The following is a 4050-nucleotide window of genomic DNA, read 5'->3' as shown; positions in this document are numbered from 1 at the left end:
ACGCATGTTGGCTGCGAGCACGGGGTTTGCGGCGCGTGCACGGTGCGTGTGAACGGCGACATCGTTCGGTCCTGCCTGATGCTGGCGGTACAGGCGCATGGCGCTTCCGTTGAGACCATCGAGGGGTTGTCTGACAGCGGCGAGGTCGCCGATCTGCAGGCCGCGTTTCGCGATCGCAACGCGTTGCAGTGCGGCTACTGCACGCCGGGCATGCTGATGGCCGCGCAGGATTTGTTGAAACAGCAAGCCGAACCGGACCGGGAACAGATCCGCGAGCATCTTTCCGGGAATTACTGCCGCTGTACCGGCTACCAGGCCATTGTCGACGCGGTGGAGACCACGGCGCGATTGCGCGCGGGGCTCCAGTCATGATTTTGACATCAGCTAATCCCGAAATTCTCTCCGAATTGGATCGGCCGAACTCCTACATCGGCAAAGTGGTCCCACGCCCAAACCTCGAGAGGCTGATGCAGGGGCGGGGACTTTATGTCAGCGATATGGAACTGCCGCGAATGGCGCAGGTGGTGTTCCTGCGCTCGCCGCATGCGCATGCGAAGATCATCGGAATCGACGCCGGCGAGGCGAGGCGGGTGCCCGGCGTCATCGCCGTTGTGACCGGCGAAGAGCTCGCGTCCGTGATCACGCCCTGGGTCGGCGTTCTCTCGCATCTGAAGGGCCTCAAATCGGCGCCGCAGCATGCGATCGCGATCGATCGGGTCTGCTGGCAGGGTGAGGCCGTCGCCGCCATCGTCGCGACCAGCCGCGCCGTGGCCGAGGACGCCGCGGAAATCGTGCGGGTCGAGTATGAGGAACTGGAGGCGGTGACGGACATGCGCACCGCGCTCGATCCGCAAACTGCGGTCATTCATCCTACGCTCGGGGACAACCTTGCCTTTGAACGCAACCTCGACGCCGGTACCGTCGATGCGGCGTTCGCGGAGTCCGACGAGGTGGTGGAAGCGGATTTTGTCTTTGGCCGACATACCGGCGTGACCTTGGAGCCGCGCGCGGTGGTCGCCGACTGGAATGCCGCCGAGGAAAGGCTCACGATCTACCAGGGGACGCAGGCGCCGCACATGGTGCAGAACATCGCGGCCCTCCATCTACGGCTGGAGGAGCAGCAGGTGCGCGTGGTCTGCAAGGACGTCGGCGGCTCCTTCGGCATCAAGGTCCACATCTACGCCGATGAAATGGCGACCTATGCGCTGTCGAAAATGCTGCGCCGGCCGATCAAGTTCGTCGCCGACCGTGTCGAAAGTTTCAACACCGACATCCACGCCCGCGACCATCGCTGCAAGGGCCGGATCGGCGTCAAGCGCGACGGGTCCATCACGGCGTTCGAGATCGACGATCTCACCGGCATCGGCCCCTATTCGATGTATCCGCGCACCAGCGCCATCGAAGCCAACCAGGTGGTCAACCTCGTCGGCGGGCCGTATGTGACCAAGAATTATCGCGCGCGCGCCCGCGTGGTGTTCCAGAACAAGAACGTGATGTGCCAGTATCGCGCGGTCGGCCATCCCATCGCGTGTTCGGTGACGGAGGGGCTGGTCGATCTGGCGGCCGCGAAAATCGGGATGGATCCGGTGGAGATCCGCCGCCGCAATCTCATTGCCGACGACGCTTACCCCTGCGCCTCGCCGTCGGGACTGCGGTTTGAGCTGTTGTCGCATCACGCCGCGATGAACAAGCTGATGGCGATGATGGACTATGACGCGCTGCGCGCCGAGCAGGCGGCGCTGCGAAGCAAGAACATTCATCGCGGCATTGGGATCGCGAGCTTCATCGAGGTAACCAATCCCAGCGCGGCGTTTTACGGGGTCGGTGGCGCCAGGATCTCGTCGCAGGATGGCGTCACGGTGCGGCTGGACGCCCAGGGTTCGGTAATCTGCCAGACCAGCATCACCGAGCAGGGGCAGGGCTCCGAATCGCTCACCGCGCAGATCGTCGGCAGCGTCCTCGGGGTTCCGATGGAGCGCGTCCGGGTCATTCTCGGTGACACCGACAACACGCCATATGGCGGCGGCACGTGGGCGTCGCGGGGCGCCGGAATCGGCGGCGAGGCCGCGCTTCAGGCGGCCAAGATCCTGCGCAAGAATCTTCTCGAAGTCGCGGCTGCGATCCTGCAGTCGTCGCCGGCCGAACTCGACATCGTCAAGGGCGCCGTGGTGAATGCAAGCGACGGCTCGTCGCGCATCGAGCTGCGCGAGCTCGCCAGGATCGTCTATTTCCGCCCGGACACGCTGCCGCCCGGCATTCAGCCGGAATTGATGGCGACCCGCCATTTCGTGCCGCGCGAATATCCGTTCGCCTTCACCAACGGCGTTCAGGCCTCCTGGCTTGAAGTCGATACCGATACCGGCTTCATCAAACTACTCCGGCACTGGGTGGTCGAGGATTGCGGCACCATCATTAATCCGCAATTGGTCGACGAACAGATCCGGGGTGGGGTGGTGCAGGGCCTTGGCGCGGCGCTGTTCGAGAAGTGCGTCTACGACGAACGCGGCCAGCTGACCAACGCCAACATGGCCGATTATCTGGTCCCGATGTCCGGCGAGATGCCCGATATCGACGTCGGCCACGTGGTGTCCCCGACCGCCGAGACCGAGTTGGGGGCCAAGGGCGCCGGCGAGGCCGGGACGGCCGGCGCCGCGGCGGCGGTAGCCAATGCGGTGAATGATGCGCTCAGGCCGTTCGGCGCAATGATCACCGAGATTCCGCTGACGCCGCAGCTCGTTCTGACCGCGCTGGGACGAATTTGAGCGAGGACTAGGCTGCAAAACCGAATATAATGGATCCAAGAACATAAAATCCAGGGGAGGACACCATGACCAAGAAGACCGCAAAATCCGGATCGATCACCCGCCGCCGCCTGCTGACGACGGTTGGCGCGGGCGCAGCCATGCTTGGGCTGAACTCAAGCGTTGGCGCTCAACAGACGCCGATCAAAATCGGCATGAGCATGGCTCAAACCGGCGGTCTTGCGGGCGGCGGCAAGGCTTCGCTGCTTGGCATCGAGATCTGGCGGGACGACGTCAACACCAGGGGTGGCTTGCTCGGCCGCAAGGTCGAACTCGTGGTCTATGACGACAAATCGAGCGCTTCAGAAACACCGGCGATCTACTCAAAGCTGCTGGACGTCGACAAGGTCGATCTCCTGTTCGCGCCTTACGCAACCGTGCCAACGGCGCCGATCATGCCGCTCGTCAAATCGCGTGGCCTGTTGCTGATCGGTAACTTCTCGTTCCAGGTGAACAGCAAGGTCGGCCACGACATGTGGTTCAATAATGCGCCATGGGGCCCGCCCGACAGCTGGGCAGCATCGTTCCTCGGACTGGGGCAGAAGGCCGGCGGCAAGACCGTTGCGCTTCTCGCGGCAGACCAGGAATTCGCACAGAATCTGGCGCTGACCGCAAGGGACGTCGCAAAGCGGTTCAACATGCCGATCGTTTTCGACCAGGCATATCCGCCAAACACGGTGGAATTCTCCGGCATCATCCGCGCGCTCAAATCGGCCAAGCCTGACATCGTCTATGTCGCGTCCTATCCGCCGGATTCTGCGGGAATTCTGCGCGCCGTGAATGAGATCGGGATCGGAGACAACGTCAAGATTTTCGGCGGCGGCATGGTTGGCCTGCAGTTCGGCGCGGTCATGGAGAACCTGGGCTCGCTGCTCAACGGCGTCGTCAACTACAATTCATGGCTCCCGGAACCGAGCATGTATTTCGATGGGACCAAGGCGTTCTTCGAGACCTACACGAAGCGGGCTGTGGAAGCCAAGGTCGACCCGCTGGGCTACTATCTTGCGCCGTTCGGCTACGCCAGCGGTCAACTCGTCGAGCAGGCCATCAAGGCGACTGGCTCGCTCGACCAGAAGGCGATTGCAAAATATCTGCGCGAAAACGAGCACAAGACCATCGTTGGGCCGATCGCGTTTTCGGCGGACGGCGAGCGAAAGGAAACCGCGACGCTGCAGGCGCAGTTCCGCGGTGTCGTGGACAAGAACATCGAGCAGTTCCGCAGCCCGGGCAAGCAGGTGATCCTGTTCCC

General features: G+C 63.1%; 3 protein-coding genes. All 3 read left to right on the top strand.

Features of this window, described 5'->3' with window-relative positions; translation table 11 throughout:
• On the top strand, positions 1-372 hold a 372-nt coding region (locus QZ213_RS25590; protein ID WP_291688852.1), incomplete at its 5' end, for a (2Fe-2S)-binding protein.
• Positions 369-2762 carry a xanthine dehydrogenase family protein molybdopterin-binding subunit gene (locus tag QZ213_RS25585; protein ID WP_291688851.1) on the top strand — a complete coding sequence of 798 codons (2394 nt, stop codon included), beginning with the start codon at positions 369-371 and terminating at the stop codon, positions 2760-2762. The genes QZ213_RS25590 and QZ213_RS25585, both read left to right, overlap by 4 nt.
• Positions 2763-2827: 65 nt before the next feature.
• Positions 2828-4050 (top strand): amino acid ABC transporter substrate-binding protein (locus QZ213_RS25580; RefSeq protein WP_291688850.1); only part of this gene is annotated, 1223 nt, incomplete at its 3' end.

It is taken from the genome of Bradyrhizobium sp. (assembly GCF_017881085.1).
GTDB lineage: Bacteria > Pseudomonadota > Alphaproteobacteria > Rhizobiales > Xanthobacteraceae > Bradyrhizobium.
Note: the sequence above shows the minus strand (reverse complement) of the source record. Positions and strands in the feature narration are given on the sequence as shown.

Excerpts from the sequence above, each read along its gene's own strand:
- QZ213_RS25585 (WP_291688851.1), top strand. The coding sequence starts at position 369 with ATGATTTTGACATCAGCTAATCCCGAAATTCTCTCCGAATTGGATCGG.